Here is a 15,620-nt window from a genome sequence, read left to right as displayed (position 1 = left end):
TGGCATTATCCCTTTGCTTTCCACAGTCAAGGGAAGCTGATAAATTGACTATTCCATAGTAAACCTAAGGGATTGAGAATCATGGTAAAACAGACGAAATGTCCTAAATGCGAATCCACTTCATTTGAGTTAAACAGTGGTACTAAAGTTGACGGTTGCAGGCACAACATTCATTTTATTCAGTGTGCGTCGTGTGGTGCGGCTATTTCTGTAGTTAGTGATAGACACAATTTTCTTTTCGAAGAAATAGCTAAAAAGCTTGGAATCAGCTAAGTGTGGGCACATTCCACAAATAATTATGCCCTGACAGATGTCGGGGCTTTTATTTTTTGAAGCCGGTTACGGTTCCGGCGTCAACATCTACCAATGTGCTGACCGCATACCTTTCAGTGTGCTTCTGTGGTGGCCGGCACTGATTTCCGGCTTGATCCTACCTTGCTGGCGCAGATATTCCGGTCTTACCCGTATTTTACCCTCGCCATACATCACGGATTCAGTAGCATTCCCGTCGCGCATCAGCCTGCGCATTCACCACATTCGGCTGGATACTGTTTCACAACGATTGGATTAACCAATCCAGTACCCATGCGAATGTTGGTTCACTCTTTGTTGGCAGATTCTACATACGGGATAATCACGCATGTAAAAAGCCCTCGAGCTATTAACTCAAGGGCTTGAATAGTTGCCAATATCTCATAGATATAATTCCCAACAGAGAGGCGCACCGGGCAATTTTCCGTAGGGGGACGCCGATAGTGCAATCAACAACGCCCGATGCGCTTTTCTCTTGGGACTCATTTGGAGCGGTCAGCGGGAATCGAACCCGCATCATCAGCTTGGAAGGCTGAGGTAATAGCCATTATACGATGACCGCACTGGTGGCCCTTGCTGGACTTGAACCAGCGACCTAACGATTATGAGTCGCACGCTCTAACCAACTGAGCTAAAGGGCCGAACATGAGTAAGTAAACTGGACATCTCAGGGAAACCCGTCATCGACTTAAACCCAGATTACTTATTATTTGGCCCGCAACCGAGGCCTCGAACCTCGCACCTACAACAACTATGGTTATCGGCTCTATCCAGCTGAGCTAGTGGCGGTTAGGGCGCGGATTCTACACACCAATTTATAAACGTACAATCAACAAGGTCATTTTTCAGACTATTCAGACTACCAACCCAAGCCCAAAAACGACAAAACCCCGCACGATGGCGAGGTCTTTTTAATTGTGTAAGCTACGTGACAAAGTAACCACTCTTAGCAGAATAATAGGTAAAATTCGTAACGAATAGCTTTTTATGCAATTTTCCCGATATCAGCTTTATAAGTCCACTCATCCATTTCTAACTTGGCACCCGCCATAATTAGGCAAGCATCAACAAAGGTTTCGGCCATCATAAGTTTTAATCTAATCTTCCCTTCAGAACATTTCTGTTTCCGAGCAATTGCTGATTTTGATATCCCTTTCTTATAGTGCTGCTCTATCAGGTTATAATCTTCATCTCGCCCAGCTTTCTTCAGTCGGCCTACTGCCGCATCTACCAGCAGACCATCATTATCACAGCACGATAACCGCGACTTTGTAGTGCTAGGTAACAGACCTTTAAATCCTGCTGCAATGGGGGAATAACCTACGCCACTATCTTCATTTGCTGCCCAACCGCCCCAGCGTTCTAATACCAATTGAATATCACGCATATTATGGATACCCCTCTGAATCTCTGAACGTTACCCAATAAAAAAGCGAGCCGTATTTAATATACGACTCACTATTTATATTGATTAGCTATGTAGATATATTACCATAAATCGTAACGATAAATGAGTAAATAACGGCAATATTTTCCACAATGGCAGCACGTTAGGCGACGTTAATTGATTTATTTAACAAAGTCGTTTATTACAGGTGCATTCATCACCAGATCCCCCGTCTATTCCAATGCTTCTGCTTTTGCATCCCCTATACGCACTCATGCACTCCTATCAAATTCAGATATACCGCATCACTATTTGAGCCAATAAAATCCTGATGTCGCTCACTTTGCAAATACCATTTCAATACATCCAGTGCCTCTCGTTGATGGCGAGGGCGGATAATCTCAAGCTTCTTATCAAGATAGGTTTCACGGTCTGATATAGGGCCGTCGCAATCATAACCATATCCACCAGGGTCCATTTCTTTGCAAGCAGCATTACGAACCGTATATAACCATTGCCAATATTGAAACTCCCTTACGACATCAGAGAGCGTATGAGGTTCTGGTAAAACCCCAGCGAAACCCTTTGACGCTTGCGCTCGCAGGTCCCATACATCAGTAACTCGCTTGCCCTCAACGCATCCCTTCTTTTTTTCCTCGGCTGTCCAGCCAAAATTATCATCATAGATATCGCCATAGGCCATCTCCATGAGTTGTTCGGCTCTAGTAGGCTCCAGTGCTGCCTCATAGCTGCCAAATGTACCCCTGACCTCTGCTGCGCGGGAATATTGTGTTCTAGCTCGGTCTATATAATGCTGTGGGTCCCCCATCATTAATGTGGAAAAGCCAGCAGTCCACCCAGCGCCATTCGCTTCTAAATAACGAGTGTAATTATCTCGAGCATCTTTAGGGGATATAGTCAGCTTGTGCAAGGCTTCCTCAGCCGCTGCAATATGTCCCGGTTCGCCGGTATTGATAACTTCCAACACCCACAAATAGGCGTCGGTCTGCTTATCTCCCGTAATACGCCGCTGCACTGGTAACGGTTTTGGTACTATAAGTGCGGTACTGTATTGCTTCTCTGGTATCTCAAACATCGCTGTATGCTCGGGATTATCAGCAAATAACCCCGACCGCTTACAGGCGCTTTTGACCGTGCTCAAATTCAAATTAGTCATATCGGCTATCCGTTTATAACCGATGCCTGATTGTTTAAGCCGAAATACCTCAGCACGTAATTCTTTTGTCATTCTCATGATATGCATACCCTGTATTCTTTTACTCTCTGTCAGGGCATTGGTGTAATACCCCGCCAGAGAGAATGATTTATCCGATTCAGGTCAGTTCAAATGGAGGCAATCTGCTTACTCCTCCAAATCATCAGGCATCATGAGCACCACGAAGTGAGGCTGCTTACCGTCAATTCTGAGCGTTTTCTTAGTGATCCCCTTGCTCGGTTTATCCAACATACCGGCATCCACGAGAGCCTGAGCAAAAGCCACCGCATTGGCACCTACGGCAATCTCGTTTCGAAAGACTGAGGGAAAAGTATGAAATACCAATGTATCGAGTCCCGGCTTTTTCTCTCGATATCCCGCCAAATCCTTTATTGGTAAATCTCGCGGATCCGTTTCAGGATGTGGTAAATAACGGCTATAACCGAAGCGTTGCAAGAAAGATTCAGCCTGTTCCGCCCATGCTTTTGATTCACGATTACCCATACCAAAATCATTAACCCATGCATTAAAGCTATGTTGTAAAGCGTCACGGCACTCTTGCTCACTCCAACTGGTAAGGTGTTTGGAAAGCAGCAAAGCGGCTTCCAGTATGGCGAACCTCGATGCAACACGGCGTACCTGCTCACTGGCTTCATCGGGTAATAATGCTATCCACCGACGTTCCGCATCCCTGACAGCTTTCGCTGCTACTTCTTTCTGGCTGGCTAGACATTTTATCCATGCCCGCCCTACCGCACCGTAGTGGTCTTTACAGGCATCTCGCATAGCATCTGCATGCGCTTTACCGTCCTTATAGCCGTGGTATTCAGTTGCTTTGGTAATAGGGACATTTAATAACCGCACCAGTTGACCGGCATTCACTTTGCCTCCATCAGCTCGGATATAACTTTCGAGATCGATTTCACCGGTACTGAATGCCATTGCGCGCCAGCGTTTCACATCCCGATTACCGCCCTCCTTGGCCCCCTGAATTTTGCCGACGCCGTTAAACAAAGCGTAAGCAGCATCAGCAACTGCGCGTTTATTACTGCCTTGCCCTATCTCATCCAGTGGCATAAAACCGTCATTGTGCGCCGCAGCTTCATTTACCAATCCCAACGCTGTTGAGTACCACGTCAGCTTCAGCGCTTCGGGTTCGCCATAAACAGTGGTAGCTGCATTACCCGTCGTGGTTTTACCCGCGGAGGAACCACCGAATAAATGAACACCAAAACCATCCGCACCAGCCAGACCAATCAACGGAGCAGCAAAGGCGCAGGCAATACCCAACATCATGGAGGGATTACCTCGAGCAAGTTTGGCTACATTATTGCGCCAGCTCTCTGGGGTCCCCTTGGTGGTGTAGCCTTTTGCCGCCGATGAGCGACCATTAAAGAGTACCGGGGTTGCAGGTGAGCCAATCACTGAACCATCAGGCATGATGTATGCACCGCACTGCCAGCCAGTAGCATTGGCAACTGTCCAAAGCTGCCGCTCTCCACTGCGTTGCAGGTAGTCAGCCAGTATTGCCCGTAATCCACTTTTGGCTGTGATAGATAAACCACCAGCCCGCAGCCGCGACCAGCCTTCCCGCTCGCCAATGTCACGCATGGGTAAAGCTTCTGAACGTTCGGTACTGTTACCCTCCGGCGTCCAGGAGAGGATCAGATACCGCTCGTTATCGTCTTCACCTATCCCCGAAACAGATATCGGGTCACTCAGCCAGCTTTCTCTTTCCGTAATATTGCCGTTACTTTTATCCAGTTTGGGTTCAACCCAATACATGCCACCTTTACGCTCATCGACATATGGACGTCTGACATCCTGAGGCTCCGCTACCGGAGGCACCTCTTCTGCCAAAATATGTGGTTGATATAGAGAATCAGCAAACGCGGTAATACTCGCATCCAGCCCATACTGCTGACGGTAATCATCCCAGTCGGCTTTATGGTCTGTCGGTGGTAAGGCAACCCAGCCATTCACAGCGGTAGCCGCTTTTTCAGCAGACTCCCTCCCGACATTCTTTTCACCGGGTTTAAGGTCGTTATCAGCAGCAATGATAATTTTCGCATCAGGCCAACGTTCCCGGCAGGCTTTCGCTATATGGATCAGGTTCCCTTCATCAATAGCAGCCAGCACAACCCCATCACTCAGTAACGAAACTGTAACGCCGGTTGCGTTACCCTCAGCAATTAACACCGTTACAACCAGCTCATCATTCAGTGCAGTTGGAAGTCTCACTGGAATGAATGAACCTTTCTTGATGGTGCCGGATATCAGTCGCTTGGTGCCATCAGGCTTAATCACCTGCGCACCCGTTACCTCACCCTCCATTGTTTGCAGCACCAGTAACAAAGAACCGTCACTCAATAGGGCTTTAGAGGGGCTTGAAAGCCCCTTATTAAGTAGGTACTGAGATTCGCCAGGTACCGTTTTCGCCACCAGCTCCGCAACCTTATCCGCTATTGGGATACCGGGTTGTACCGGCTGTTTTACATATTTAGCAGGCACCGGCGCAGACACTCGTGAATCTGGGTCCATTCCCAATGCGTCTGCTACCATGACCGCCGCCTCAGTGGATGTGCATTGCTTAACTTTCTGTACCAGCTCAAGCCCATCACCGGCACCACACTGATTACAGAAATGAGTCCCACGTCCATCCTGATCATCAAATCGGAATCTGTCTTTGCCACCACATGCAGGACAAGCAGAATGGTCGCGAGGTCTTTCCGGTACATCAATACCGAGATAACCAAGAATATCGCGCCAACGGTTGGTGGCCTGAGCCGTAACTTCACGGATCAAATCAATGGGCTGTTTCATCGACTCCCTCCTCGTAAGCGGCGACCTTTAAGCTATCGATGTATCTTGCCAGAGCAGCATGTAAGCAACCTGTTATTGCTGAATTATCAAATTCACCGGCATCAATCCGTTGATAAACTTCAGTTACAGGGACCTCAATCAAAGGTAACCACACATCGCTTCGCAACACATGAATCGTGATACTAGGAATTCCATAAAGAGGAATTGTTTGTCCTACCATATATTTAGTCATGCTGCGTTTCCCCCACTGAATACCAGCCCATGCCGGTTATCGTGAGGATTAGCCAAAGTCTCTACGACCGTAGCCTTCATGACTTCCGTCATTGTCTCGACGCCGTGCGGTGTCAATTTACTGTTATCTTTACTCAGCATCTGAGTGTAGGTTTCCACAAGAATGCGCGAGCCGTCATCACGCCCGAATTCCTGAAAACAAAGCACTTCCAAAGAATGAATAAGGCAATTACAAACTGCGGCCTCGGTTAAATTCTCAAGAACGACAATCTTTTTAGAATTAATAATGACATTGGCAATGGATTCGCCTCTATTTCGTTTCTGACAATAAGCGATAAATGCCACTGCAATATGTTTACGATTTAATTCGATTGAATGATTCAGGTTCGTCATAAATATATCCTTTCCTTTCATCAGGCCGAGCGAGTCCCCAGCCTGATGGCTGTTATTTTTGAAATGTTGGAATGCTAACTAATTAAATACAGGGCATTTAGCTATTGGCTTTATCAAGGCGCTCCATTTTGTCCGGCCTCCCGCTCAAGCAAATGAACCGCAACTGGCCCGGCGAGATCCAGTGCTAGACCTAGTAATTCCTTTTCGTCAGTAGTATCTAATTCAACATTGGATTCAAACATCAACAGCAAGAGAGCATTTAATTGACCAGCCTTATGCGTGGCAATATCCAGAGGTACTGATTCACTGGCTTTCATGGTTATGCTCTCCCGATAAAGGTAAATTCAGTAACAAACCGTGCCAGTGGCATAATGCAGGGTGATGAATATCCGTCACGGCTAAAGGTAACGCGATTAAAGGCAACGGAATCGACAGTGACCAATGAACCATGACTGTCTTTGTAACGATCATTTGGCTGTGGTTGGCCCATAATTCACCCCCTTAATATTTTTCTCCGCTTTTTCAGCGCGTTCCTGAGCGATCCAAAGAAGTTCATAACCCGTGTCGTTACCATCCTCACTAGCAATCAGCATTGAACTAACTTTTAAAATTGAAGCAATTTCACTGAGAAGATCGGAAACTTCGCAGGGCGCTAACTTATCCATAAGTCACCCCCATAACATCAGACAGATTGATACTATGTACTGCCAGCCATGCTTCGCGAGGCCATGATTTTACAGAGCCATACTGTGGATCCGGCACAATCTCTGGTTTAAAGCCATTCTCAAGACACCATTTCCGCAACGGATGCCACGCAAACTTCTGATGAGTCACGTTCTCCACCGCTTTCACCGTGGCATGCTTTGTACTTTCCCCCAGCCGTTCTTCCAGTACACGACATTTGCGAGTCGCGGCACTTAGTTTGCCGAGGGCGCTGGCTTCACGTTTCCGGCTAATCTGACCTTTGGTGCGAACAGCTTTATCGGCGCGTTGCTTTTCAGCTAAGCGGCCTTGCTCGGAGTCGATAGCCAGTTGAAGGATTTCCAGACGACTGAGGTCGGGAATGGTTGCAGGTGCTGGCAATGCATCACGTCGGGAGAAGTAAAACTCAGTGAGGTCATTGAAGTAGTCCCACGCCTGATCCGTTTCTAACATCTTCGCGTGATTGGCCGCACCGCGCTCAGTCCAGAGCATAAGTGAGCGAGTTTTTGGCGAGATTTGCAGTTCGCTTAAAACTAGTCGCAAATTGTTGAGTTCAGTACCAACCACTTTGAAGAAGTGCTTACCCTCAACAAAACGGGATTTATTTTCATGGTGGTTTTGCTGAATACGGATCACCGTTGTGCCATACCCAGCCGCCAGTTGCTCAGTGGTTGCTACACGCTGACCACGATACTCAATAACCTGCAAATCTTTGGCCGCTACCGGAGCCAGTTCAGTTTTTTTAGACATTGCACACCCCCTGCTCATTTTTCGCGTCATGCTCTTCAAACTGCACGATGTTATGTACCGCCTCAGCCCACCAATACACCTGCAATCGTTGCTGCTCGTTCTCAATCAGAGGAATAACGACCGTCAACAAATGAAGCAGACCTGCTTCGACGCGTATTAAGCGAGTGCGGGATACATTCTCGTTGGTGTCAGGGATTGGCTTACCACGGCTGCCCATCAGTTCAGCAATCAGGGCTTGAGTTTCTTTGTATGAAGGTGGGTAGATATCATCCTCATCAAGGAGCTGCATGATGCTGGTGATCTGAATGTTGCTTAACCGGCGCTCTGTAGCCCCTAAGAGAACAGTGGCTGATGCTTTATCAAGGCTTTCGGCTTCACCACACCATGACAGTTTGAGAGCACCACCAGCAGCGTCTAATGCGCTAAATTCAACACGGTATTTTTTAAGCATTGCATACCCCCTGTGCAGGAATGCGGCCAGCAAAGGAAAGTACGAACTGACCAGCCAGAGAGCGGCGGGCATCTTGTTCAGAATGGGCAGTTACTGATTCACGGTGCGGCTTGGCGTTCAGGTCAGAACGGCACACGGCGAGAAAGAGATACTGAAATTTAGGGCGAGTTTGGGTACTATGTTGTAATGCCATAGTGTAAGCCTCATTTACATTGTGGTTAGACGCCCTGCCAGTGTTCGAGCACTGCGGGGCGTTGCCATGTATACACCATGATACATTCAAGGTGAACACCACCAATGTATCTACAAGTGAACACCACGTCAATGATTGAATTAGAAAAATAATCGTGCATACTGAACACCACCTAATCGTATAGGATTCAGTAATGGCTACAGGTAGAAGGAACAACAAGTCACTACAGGTATCAGTGAGATTACCTCTAGAAGACTTAGAATCCATTGAGAAAGTTAAAGAGGATGGCGAAAGCACTGCAGGATTTTTGATTGCTGCGGCGCAAGGCGAAATTAAACGCCGCCAGCGTAAGAAGTCCAAAGCTGAACCATCTGAGTAATCCCAAAGGGTAGCACTGTGAATGCTACCCTTTTCTTTGCCTGAACCCGAATACTGTTCGTGTTTGGTTAAACTCGGTGAATTGCCGTTTTTGAGCGGCGTTTGCTGAGCCGAATATTTGGCTGAGCGGTAATCTCCATTATATTCTGGAGATTGGTATAGATTGCTTGCTTCAGGTACTACGGAAGTTTCGTAGTTTAAATTTTGAGCGTCAGTATTACTTACTTTCAACTGACACGAAATCACCGAGATAGCTATAATCTGAGACATAATTACTGTATCCCCAGCTTGCCACCGCCAATAAACTCAAAAGGGATTTGCCCTATCTCATCAACCAATTTCTGGGCTTTCTGAAGTACAGGTAAATCATCTTGGCGCTTGCGTAAGCGCCTACCTGCATCAGAAGAGTCTTCATTGGAAGTTTTCCAAGCTGTAGCAACAATGTTCTGCATCTGCTGGAGCGTCAGGCGAGTATCAGCGACCAATCCCCCTGACTCTTTGTCCATTAAATCCAAAGCCCAACGCCTCAAGTCCTTGGCAACAGGAGTTTCAGCCAGCAATCCAAGTAAGTGCAAACCCCGAAGAGAGAAAATACGTATTTTCGTCTTAAGATTATTGCAACCCATTGTTTTCCCCGAGGTCACTGTTGTAATGACCTCGGTCATACTAGAGGTAAACTCATCTGAGTTGCTGTTGTACAAGTTGGTAACTGATTTCGCATTGGCATAGCCGAGCAACTTAGCGGACTCTTTAGCTGTTACCCAAATCTTCCCATCACCATGGTCAAAAGGAATTACAGTTTGATCTTTAAACTTCAGCGCGATCGAGTTAGAGGTAGTGCTAAATTCAGAGTGAGTTTGGCCGCTGCCAATTAAGGCATTTAATTTTTTCATGTTTAATTACCCTTCGTTAAATCGTTTAGTATCTGTAGCGATGGAAATCAAATGCTGGATTAAGTCGAACGCAAACACACGCAACAAATGAACACCCTATATTCATAATCAGGCGACTTCCTTGCGGGATTCAGCAATGCGCTGATTGATCCATTCGTCAATTTCGCTTTCAACGAAGGCAATGGAACGGGTACCGATCTTAATAGAGGTGGGGAATCGACTCTGGCTCATAAGGCGATAAAGCCATGCCTTACTATAGCCAGTGCGACGTTGAACTTCTGATAGGCGGATAAGTGATTGCGGCATATTGTCCCCTGTTTCTGGTTACCGTCACTGATAGACGTCTGTAGATGACAAGGGATTTTCACTCTTATTATAATAAATATAAACAACAAAAACCTAGTTATTACTCATTATAAACAAATACCAAGTTTTTATTTTTTTTGCATAAAAACCTAGTTTTTATTTTACTGATTTCTTAGGTCTAAACTCAGCATTTTTGAGCCATTTTTTTATTGCCGGTAAACTTGGGGAATCCTTATACTTATTATCCAGATGATGTTTTACAGCAGTGGCAACGATATTCAATGAAGCATATTCCATGACATTCCATTTTTGCCTAGCAATCTTAATTGCCTCAGACTTCCTAGGGTGCTCCGGCCGTCCTCCTAACTTACCTCTCTCTTTTGATATATCTCCAATTCGCATGACAGATAGTATTGGCTGCATGCACATTATCAAATATTGGGATGCTTTAAATTGTTCGCCCTTTGCAATAAACCAAATCGCCGCGAAAGCTGATGCCCCATAAACCTGAAAAGAAACACCAAATGACTCACACATCCACTTTGAACAATATGATAAATAACCTAGGTAATCTTCAGGCCATTCTTCTAAGAAGAAAATATCTAGAGCATTATCTAACGATAAATGGCTTAGATTTTCTTCAGTAAGCATCCCTTTATAATTAGATAAATCCTTAGATATATGCCCTGTCATCTCTGAAACAAGCTCAATGAATGAATCAGAAGAATATATAAAATCATCGTCTTCCTTTATTTTATTAGCAATCATCTGCTCTTTTTTACTAAAGTCCTCAATAAACGAAAAAGACAATGACTTATTCACAACGCCACCTCGCATCCTCTAAATTTTAGGGGCTATGCCAGCCAGTAGAGGTGTACTGGTTTTCGGGGATCAGCCTAGGCATAGCCTTATTCTCTTGAGGTCTACTATAAATCACCACTGTATACTCGTCCAGCACCTACCCCACCAATGCATGACACCACTTCACATTTTTACATCAAACTGTGGTGAACAATTTCGGCTTATCGATCACAGATTTAGGATGATTTAGCTGAGAGAAAGCCAGTTTTACAGGAGGTAACGTGATTAAGGTCGGTTCAAACGGCCTAAAGTCGGTTCAGGGTCGGTTCAAAAAATGAAATAATTAACTTATAAATCAATAAACTAAAGCATTGAACCGACTGAACCTACTGAACCGACCCTTTTTTATTCCTCACGGAAGAATTTTACCTAATCACTAAGCTTTTGACTGACGTTCCAGGCTATCCATATAGTCGGCATACCACTGAAGCATTTCTCGACGACCATCCAGATACTGGGCGTGATTGTAGGTACCACGAATGCTGTTTTTATCCACGTGGGCCAACTGTGTTTCTATCCACGCAGTATTAAACCCCTGCTCATGTAAAATGGTACTCATGGTGTGCCGGAAACCGTGACCAGTGGCTTTACCATGATAACCAATACGTTTTATGACCTGATTAATACTGGCTTCACTCATTGGCTTTAAGCTGTCATTGCGGCCGGGGAATACCAGTTTAAATCGTCCAGTAATCTCATGTAATTGACGCAGTAATGCCAAAGCTTGTTCTGGCAAGGGAACCAAGTGAGGACGACGCATTTTCATTCTGGCAGTAGGTACTTCCCAAATGGCCTTATCTAAATCAAATTCTACCCACTCAGCAGCCCGTAGTTCGGTTGTGCGAACTCCGGTAAGCATAAGTAGGCGTGTTGCTATTCGGGTGACTGTACTGCCGCTGTAGGCGTTGAGGGCGTTAAGATATGCGGGAAGCTCGTTCGCTAAGAGGTGGGGGTAATGCGTGTGCTTCTGAACCGCCAGAGCGCCAGCTAGTTCACTTGCTGGATTGTTCTCTGCCCTGCCAGTTACGATTGCATAACGGAAGGTTTGACTGCATGCCTGACGGATTTTACGCATCTTATCGAGGACGCCACGCTTTTCTAACTTGCGTAGGGTTTCGAGAATTTCTAGAGGTTTGATTTCAGCAACTGGACGCTTGCCAACGTAAGGGAATATGTCTTTTTCGAACGACTCCATTAAATCATCAGCATAACCTTTAGACCAATTGGGCCTTTTGTAGGCATGCCATTCTCTGGCTAGAGCTTCGAACGTGTTATCAATGCTGACTTTTCTGGTTTGTTTTTCTACTTTCTTTTCTTCACCAGGGTCGCCGCCCACTGCAAGTATACGCTTTGCCTCGTCTCTTTTTGCTCTGGCTTCAGCAAGAGTGATATCAGGATAGACCCCAAATGCTAGCAATTTTTCTTTACCGGCGATCCGATACTTCAGCCGCCAACAACGTGAACCAGTAGTTTTTACTAACAAAAATAATCCACCTCCATCAGATAGCTTATAGGGCTTCTCTTTTGGCTTTGCAGTATCGACCTGTCGGGCGTTCAGTTTCATGTGGGGGTATCTCACTTCATTGAACCTAGACATACCCCCAATAGTACCCCCACTTTGTTGTTGATTGCAGTGGATGTAGGTAGACGTTGGGATGCTAGGAATTGTCAGAGAGGCTGATTATATAAGGGATTAGTAGACTTAGATAGACGGCAGAAGAAGTATAGATGGTACGCCCTACAGGATTCGAACCTGTGACCTACGGCTTAGAAGGCCGTTGCTCTATCCAACTGAGCTAAGGGCGCATTTGATATTTACCGCAGCACAGAACACTGCCGGTAGTCAGTTGCGGGTTGGATTATACGGGCAGTCTCTTTCGAGTCAATGGGTTTTCGCCTTACGGTTTATCATCTGGCTATTTAATCGTTAATTAATCGTTATTATACGCCTGACAGCACGCCCCGCTTCTGACAAAATAGGCACATTCCCGCTTTTTTTAATTGATGGATCCCTCCACTGATGTCAGCAAAAATTATTGATGGTAAAACGATTGCGCAGCAGGTAAGAAATGAAGTTGCTGCGTTGGTACAGAAACGTTTGGCTGCCGGTAAGCGTGCTCCCGGCCTGGCTGTAGTATTAGTTGGTGTCAACCCAGCCTCACAAATTTATGTCGCCAGTAAGCGTAAGGCGTGCGAAGAGGTCGGTTTTGTTTCGCGTTCTTATGATCTGCCAGTGACCACCACAGAGGCAGAGTTGCTGGCATTGATTGATTCACTGAATGACGATGGTGAAATTGATGGGATTCTGGTGCAACTACCACTGCCTGCTGGCATTGATAATGTCAAAGTACTGGAACGTATCCACCCAGATAAAGATGTAGATGGCTTCCACCCGTATAACGTGGGCCGTCTGTGTCAACGCGCACCGAAATTGCGCCCTTGTACCCCACGCGGCATCGTTACCTTGCTGGAGCGTTATAATATCTCGACTTACGGCCTCAATGCAGTTGTGGTCGGTGCATCCAATATTGTAGGCCGCCCAATGAGCCTTGAACTGCTGCTAGCAGGTTGCACTACCACCGTCACGCATCGTTTTACCAAAAATCTGCGCCAACATGTGGAAAATGCTGACTTGCTGGTGGTTGCCGTGGGTAAACCCGGTTTTATTCCCGGTGAATGGATTAAACCTGGTGCTATCGTGATTGATGTAGGCATTAACCGTCTGGAAAGTGGTAAAGTAGTCGGCGATGTAGAATTTGATGTCGCCGTTGAGCGTGCGGGTTGGATTACACCGGTTCCCGGTGGCGTCGGGCCGATGACCGTTGCAACACTGATACAAAATACCTTGCAAGCCTGCGAGGAATATCACGACATCAACGAAAATTGATTGTAAGGATAGGAATGGACATTTTTCATTTGGAAAAACACCCGCACGTTGAGCTGTGTGACTTATTAAAGTTACAGGGCTGGAACGACAGCGGTGCCTCAGCGAAAGCCGCCATCGCAGATGGACAGGTGAAAGTCGACGGGAATGTAGAAACGCGTAAGCGCTGCAAAATCCTGGCTGACCAGATTGTTGAGTTTCAAGGCATGAAAGTGCAGGTTAAAGCCTAATCACCTCAGCAAAGGCGAGTTCTAGCTGGTTATTGCGAAAGACTGCCATGGCGAGATAAGGGCAAAAAAATGCGGTTACTGGTCAGCACCAGAACCGCAATTTTTTTAGATGCAGATAGCTAAATTGCACCTATCCACCCAATACCATGCTATTTACGGCGCCATATCGTCCCTTGTGGGCCATCTTCCAGCACAATACCCAGCTCATTCAACTGATCACGGGCCGAATCGGCCAGCGCCCAATCTTTACTGCTACGGGCATCGTTACGTTGCTTAATCAACGCTTCTATTTTTGCTACTTCGTCGTCATTAGTCTGCGCGCCACTTTGTAAAAACAGCTCTGGATCCTGCTCTAATAATCCCAGCACATGGGCCAGTTTACGCAATTCTGCCGCTAAGCCATTCGCCGCCATAATATCTTCAGTTTTCAGGCGGTTTACTTCACGGGCAATATCAAACAGTACCGAATAGGCTTCTGGCGTATTAAAATCATCATCCATTGCGGCACGGAAACGCGCTTCAAACTCTGCACCACCCGCAGGCGTCGCACTCGCATCAGTCCCACGTAGAGCGGTATACAGGCGTTCTAGTGAGGCACGTGCCTGTTTGAGGTTCTCTTCGCTGTAGTTAAGCTGACTGCGATAGTGGCCGGACATCAGGAAGTAACGTACGGTTTCAGCATCGTAATAGGCCAGCACATCACGAATGGTGAAAAAGTTATTCAGTGATTTAGACATTTTTTCTTTGTCAATCATCACCATACCGGAGTGCATCCAGTAGTTCACATAGGGACCATCATGGGCACAGGTAGATTGTGCAATTTCATTTTCGTGGTGCGGGAACATCAAATCAGAACCGCCGCCGTGAATATCAAAATGTGCGCCCAACTGTTTGCCATTCATCGCCGAGCACTCGATATGCCAGCCAGGGCGGCCCGGCCCCCAAGGCGATGCCCAACTTGGTTCACCCGGTTTAGACATTTTCCACAAGACAAAATCCATCGGATTGCGTTTAACATCAGCCACTTCAACCCGGGCACCGGCCTGCAATTGATCCAAATCCTGACGGGACAGCAAACCGTAATCAGGATCACTGTCCACAGCAAACATTACATCGCCATTTGACGCGACATAAGCGTGATCACGGGCAATCAAACGCTCAGTCAGCGCAATAATTTCAGGAATATGGTGAGTCGCACGCGGCTCTAAATCAGGGCGTTCAAGATTCAGTGCATCGAAATCTTTATGCATTTCTGCCAGCATACGTGTCGTCAGTTGCTCACAGCTTTCATTGTTTTCCAATGCGCGCTTGATAATTTTATCGTCAACATCGGTAACGTTACGCACATACGTCAGAGAGTAACCTAAATAACGCAAATAACGCGCCACGACGTCGAAAGCGACAAAAGTACGCCCATGCCCAATGTGACACAGGTCATAAATGGTGATCCCGCATACGTACATACCAATTTTACCGGCATGAATAGGCTTGAATTCCTCTTTTTGGCGACTCAGTGTATTAAAAATCTTTAGCATCGGGACATTCCGTGGTTTTTGTTTTGCGGTAAGCATGGTTTATACCCAAACTCATTGGCGTTGCCGGTAGAGCGC

20 protein-coding genes and 3 tRNA genes are annotated in these 15,620 nt (G+C 46.4%); 4 read left to right on the top strand and 19 right to left on the bottom strand.

Translation table 11 applies throughout. The annotated features are described in order from the left end of the window. Positions 1 to 310 precede the first annotated feature (310 nt). Complete coding sequence (locus tag Q2T71_RS04480) at positions 311 to 571, top strand: hypothetical protein (protein ID WP_372558247.1); 261 nt, start codon at positions 311 to 313, stop codon at positions 569 to 571. A gap of 228 nt (positions 572 to 799) precedes the next feature. Here Q2T71_RS04480 and Q2T71_RS04475 read toward each other — a convergent pair. The 13 genes from Q2T71_RS04475 to Q2T71_RS04415 all read right to left on the bottom strand — a co-directional run bounded on the left by Q2T71_RS04475 (position 800) and on the right by Q2T71_RS04415 (position 8,458). Continuing rightward, positions 800 to 874, bottom strand: a tRNA-Gly gene (locus Q2T71_RS04475). 2 nt (positions 875 to 876) lie between these two features. Next, a tRNA-Ile gene (locus tag Q2T71_RS04470) sits at positions 877 to 953 on the bottom strand. A gap of 344 nt (positions 954 to 1,297) precedes the next feature. After that, positions 1,298 to 1,699 (bottom strand): antiterminator Q family protein, encoded by a 402-nt coding sequence (locus Q2T71_RS04465; RefSeq protein ID WP_372558246.1) that lies wholly within the window; start codon positions 1,697 to 1,699, stop codon positions 1,298 to 1,300. 262 nt (positions 1,700 to 1,961) lie between these two features. Then, positions 1,962 to 2,963 (bottom strand): hypothetical protein, encoded by a 1,002-nt coding sequence (locus Q2T71_RS04460; RefSeq protein WP_372558245.1) that lies wholly within the window; start codon positions 2,961 to 2,963, stop codon positions 1,962 to 1,964. 99 nt (positions 2,964 to 3,062) lie between these two features. Beyond that, positions 3,063 to 5,738 (bottom strand): DUF927 domain-containing protein, encoded by a 2,676-nt coding sequence (locus tag Q2T71_RS04455; protein WP_372558244.1) that lies wholly within the window; start codon positions 5,736 to 5,738, stop codon positions 3,063 to 3,065. Further along, complete coding sequence (locus Q2T71_RS04450; protein ID WP_049602774.1) at positions 5,722 to 5,970, bottom strand: hypothetical protein; 249 nt, start codon at positions 5,968 to 5,970, stop codon at positions 5,722 to 5,724. Before Q2T71_RS04450 ends, Q2T71_RS04455 begins: the two co-directional genes overlap by 17 nt. Continuing rightward, positions 5,967 to 6,362: a hypothetical protein gene (locus Q2T71_RS04445; protein WP_372558243.1), complete on the bottom strand. Its 396-nt coding sequence runs from the start codon at positions 6,360 to 6,362 to the stop codon at positions 5,967 to 5,969. Before Q2T71_RS04445 ends, Q2T71_RS04450 begins: the two co-directional genes overlap by 4 nt. Before the next feature lie 113 nt (positions 6,363 to 6,475). Beyond that, positions 6,476 to 6,679, bottom strand: coding sequence for a hypothetical protein (locus Q2T71_RS04440; protein WP_050535714.1), 204 nt, complete (start codon positions 6,677 to 6,679; stop codon positions 6,476 to 6,478). A gap of 2 nt (positions 6,680 to 6,681) precedes the next feature. Further along, positions 6,682 to 6,852, bottom strand: coding sequence for a DUF4222 domain-containing protein (locus Q2T71_RS04435; protein WP_032898472.1), 171 nt, complete (start codon positions 6,850 to 6,852; stop codon positions 6,682 to 6,684). After that, positions 6,830 to 7,027, bottom strand: coding sequence for a hypothetical protein (locus tag Q2T71_RS04430; protein ID WP_372558242.1), 198 nt, complete (start codon positions 7,025 to 7,027; stop codon positions 6,830 to 6,832). The genes Q2T71_RS04435 and Q2T71_RS04430 overlap by 23 nt, the downstream gene beginning before the upstream one ends. After that, the gene (locus Q2T71_RS04425) at positions 7,020 to 7,814 is read right to left on the bottom strand and encodes an ORF6N domain-containing protein (protein WP_372558241.1); all 795 of its coding nucleotides are present in this window, start codon (positions 7,812 to 7,814) and stop codon (positions 7,020 to 7,022) included. The genes Q2T71_RS04430 and Q2T71_RS04425 overlap by 8 nt, the downstream gene beginning before the upstream one ends. Continuing rightward, the gene (locus Q2T71_RS04420; protein WP_372558240.1) at positions 7,807 to 8,265 is read right to left on the bottom strand and encodes a hypothetical protein; all 459 of its coding nucleotides are present in this window, start codon (positions 8,263 to 8,265) and stop codon (positions 7,807 to 7,809) included. The genes Q2T71_RS04425 and Q2T71_RS04420 overlap by 8 nt, the downstream gene beginning before the upstream one ends. Continuing rightward, entirely contained in the window at positions 8,258 to 8,458 is a 201-nt protein-coding gene (locus tag Q2T71_RS04415) for a host cell division inhibitor Icd-like protein (protein ID WP_050327262.1), read from the bottom strand. The genes Q2T71_RS04420 and Q2T71_RS04415 overlap by 8 nt, the downstream gene beginning before the upstream one ends. Before the next feature lie 193 nt (positions 8,459 to 8,651). Here Q2T71_RS04415 and Q2T71_RS04410 point away from each other — a divergent pair, with 193 nt between their 5' ends. Next, positions 8,652 to 8,837 carry a YlcI/YnfO family protein gene (locus Q2T71_RS04410; RefSeq protein WP_372558239.1) on the top strand — a complete coding sequence of 62 codons (186 nt, stop codon included), beginning with the start codon at positions 8,652 to 8,654 and terminating at the stop codon, positions 8,835 to 8,837. Positions 8,838 to 9,108: 271 nt separating this feature from the next. On the opposite strand, the gene Q2T71_RS04405 is transcribed toward Q2T71_RS04410, so the two are convergent. From Q2T71_RS04405 to Q2T71_RS04385, 5 genes are all read right to left on the bottom strand, one after another. Continuing rightward, positions 9,109 to 9,729 carry a BRO family protein gene (locus tag Q2T71_RS04405; protein WP_145566360.1) on the bottom strand — a complete coding sequence of 207 codons (621 nt, stop codon included), beginning with the start codon at positions 9,727 to 9,729 and terminating at the stop codon, positions 9,109 to 9,111. 108 nt (positions 9,730 to 9,837) lie between these two features. Beyond that, complete coding sequence (locus tag Q2T71_RS04400; RefSeq protein ID WP_100190925.1) at positions 9,838 to 10,035, bottom strand: AlpA family transcriptional regulator; 198 nt, start codon at positions 10,033 to 10,035, stop codon at positions 9,838 to 9,840. Positions 10,036 to 10,191: 156 nt separating this feature from the next. Beyond that, positions 10,192 to 10,857, bottom strand: a complete 666-nt coding sequence (locus Q2T71_RS04395; RefSeq protein ID WP_145566359.1) for a hypothetical protein — start codon at positions 10,855 to 10,857, stop codon at positions 10,192 to 10,194. A 415-nt stretch (positions 10,858 to 11,272) separates the two neighbouring features. Further along, positions 11,273 to 12,460, bottom strand: coding sequence for a tyrosine-type recombinase/integrase (locus Q2T71_RS04390; RefSeq protein WP_372558238.1), 1,188 nt, complete (start codon positions 12,458 to 12,460; stop codon positions 11,273 to 11,275). A gap of 165 nt (positions 12,461 to 12,625) precedes the next feature. Further along, positions 12,626 to 12,702, bottom strand: a tRNA-Arg gene (locus Q2T71_RS04385). A gap of 214 nt (positions 12,703 to 12,916) precedes the next feature. On the opposite strand from Q2T71_RS04385, the gene folD reads away from it, so the two are divergent. Together folD and ybcJ are read left to right on the top strand one after the other, a co-directional pair. Continuing rightward, entirely contained in the window at positions 12,917 to 13,783 is an 867-nt protein-coding gene (folD, locus tag Q2T71_RS04380) for a bifunctional methylenetetrahydrofolate dehydrogenase/methenyltetrahydrofolate cyclohydrolase FolD (RefSeq protein WP_083159903.1), read from the top strand. A 14-nt stretch (positions 13,784 to 13,797) separates the two neighbouring features. Next, the gene (gene ybcJ, locus Q2T71_RS04375) at positions 13,798 to 14,010 is read left to right on the top strand and encodes a ribosome-associated protein YbcJ (RefSeq protein WP_004390634.1); all 213 of its coding nucleotides are present in this window, start codon (positions 13,798 to 13,800) and stop codon (positions 14,008 to 14,010) included. Between the two features lie 149 nt (positions 14,011 to 14,159). On the opposite strand, the gene cysS is transcribed toward ybcJ, so the two are convergent. Continuing rightward, a complete protein-coding gene (gene cysS, locus Q2T71_RS04370) occupies positions 14,160 to 15,545 on the bottom strand; it encodes a cysteine--tRNA ligase (protein ID WP_372558237.1) in 1,386 nt (461 codons plus the stop codon). Positions 15,546 to 15,620: the final 75 nt, after the last annotated feature.

It is taken from the genome of Yersinia sp. 1652 StPb PI (assembly GCF_041538345.1).
In the GTDB taxonomy this organism is placed as follows: Bacteria; Pseudomonadota; Gammaproteobacteria; order Enterobacterales; family Enterobacteriaceae; genus Yersinia; species Yersinia enterocolitica_E.
The sequence above is the reverse complement of the archived record's forward strand: the minus strand, read 5'-3'. Positions and strand labels throughout refer to the sequence as shown.

Bases quoted from the DNA above. Each gene is read 5' to 3' on its own strand.
- Q2T71_RS04480 (WP_372558247.1), top strand. From the start codon at position 311: ATGTCGGGGCTTTTATTTTTTGAAGCCGGTTACGGTTCCGGCGTCAAC.
- Q2T71_RS04465 (WP_372558246.1), bottom strand. From the start codon at position 1,699: ATGCGTGATATTCAATTGGTATTAGAACGCTGGGGCGGTTGGGCAGCA.
- Q2T71_RS04460 (WP_372558245.1), bottom strand. From the start codon at position 2,963: ATGCATATCATGAGAATGACAAAAGAATTACGTGCTGAGGTATTTCGG.
- Q2T71_RS04455 (WP_372558244.1), bottom strand. From the start codon at position 5,738: ATGAAACAGCCCATTGATTTGATCCGTGAAGTTACGGCTCAGGCCACC.
- Q2T71_RS04450 (WP_049602774.1), bottom strand. From the start codon at position 5,970: ATGACTAAATATATGGTAGGACAAACAATTCCTCTTTATGGAATTCCT.
- Q2T71_RS04445 (WP_372558243.1), bottom strand. From the start codon at position 6,362: ATGACGAACCTGAATCATTCAATCGAATTAAATCGTAAACATATTGCA.
- Q2T71_RS04440 (WP_050535714.1), bottom strand. From the start codon at position 6,679: ATGAAAGCCAGTGAATCAGTACCTCTGGATATTGCCACGCATAAGGCT.
- Q2T71_RS04435 (WP_032898472.1), bottom strand. From the start codon at position 6,852: ATGGGCCAACCACAGCCAAATGATCGTTACAAAGACAGTCATGGTTCA.
- Q2T71_RS04430 (WP_372558242.1), bottom strand. From the start codon at position 7,027: ATGGATAAGTTAGCGCCCTGCGAAGTTTCCGATCTTCTCAGTGAAATT.
- Q2T71_RS04425 (WP_372558241.1), bottom strand. From the start codon at position 7,814: ATGTCTAAAAAAACTGAACTGGCTCCGGTAGCGGCCAAAGATTTGCAG.
- Q2T71_RS04420 (WP_372558240.1), bottom strand. From the start codon at position 8,265: ATGCTTAAAAAATACCGTGTTGAATTTAGCGCATTAGACGCTGCTGGT.
- Q2T71_RS04415 (WP_050327262.1), bottom strand. From the start codon at position 8,458: ATGGCATTACAACATAGTACCCAAACTCGCCCTAAATTTCAGTATCTC.
- Q2T71_RS04410 (WP_372558239.1), top strand. From the start codon at position 8,652: ATGGCTACAGGTAGAAGGAACAACAAGTCACTACAGGTATCAGTGAGA.
- Q2T71_RS04405 (WP_145566360.1), bottom strand. From the start codon at position 9,729: ATGAAAAAATTAAATGCCTTAATTGGCAGCGGCCAAACTCACTCTGAA.
- Q2T71_RS04400 (WP_100190925.1), bottom strand. From the start codon at position 10,035: ATGCCGCAATCACTTATCCGCCTATCAGAAGTTCAACGTCGCACTGGC.
- Q2T71_RS04390 (WP_372558238.1), bottom strand. From the start codon at position 12,460: ATGAAACTGAACGCCCGACAGGTCGATACTGCAAAGCCAAAAGAGAAG.
- folD (WP_083159903.1), top strand. From the start codon at position 12,917: ATGTCAGCAAAAATTATTGATGGTAAAACGATTGCGCAGCAGGTAAGA.
- ybcJ (WP_004390634.1), top strand. From the start codon at position 13,798: ATGGACATTTTTCATTTGGAAAAACACCCGCACGTTGAGCTGTGTGAC.
- cysS (WP_372558237.1), bottom strand. From the start codon at position 15,545: ATGCTAAAGATTTTTAATACACTGAGTCGCCAAAAAGAGGAATTCAAG.